Origin of the sequence: Ferrimonas sediminicola (assembly GCF_005116715.1) — a bacterium.
Taxonomy (GTDB): Bacteria; Pseudomonadota; Gammaproteobacteria; order Enterobacterales; family Shewanellaceae; genus Ferrimonas; species Ferrimonas sediminicola.
On record NZ_SWCI01000057.1, the window covers coordinates 1 to 241 of the forward strand.

Genomic DNA, 241 nt, shown 5'->3' on the forward strand with positions numbered 1-241 from the left:
CCATGCCGAACTCAGCAGTGAAACACAGTAGCGCCGATGGTAGTGTGGGAGTTCCCATGTGAGAGTAGGTCATCGTCAGGCACCAATTCCTTGATGTGAGAGTGCTAATTAGGTTCTTGCGTCAGGCGCCCAATTCGGCGGAGTGGTAGTTCAGTTGGTTAGAATACCGGCCTGTCACGCCGGGGGTCGCGGGTTCGAGTCCCGTCCACTCCGCCAACAAATCGAAAAAGCCCGTAGCTAA

General features: G+C 55.2%; 1 tRNA gene and 1 rRNA gene. Both read left to right on the forward strand.

Annotated elements, in window-relative coordinates:
- Positions 1–81: ribosomal RNA gene (rrf, locus tag FCL40_RS18990) — 5S ribosomal RNA — on the forward strand; the annotation flags it as partial.
- Positions 82–139: 58 nt separating this feature from the next.
- A tRNA-Asp gene (locus FCL40_RS18515) sits at positions 140–216 on the forward strand.
- The last annotated feature ends 25 nt before the right edge of the window (positions 217–241 follow it).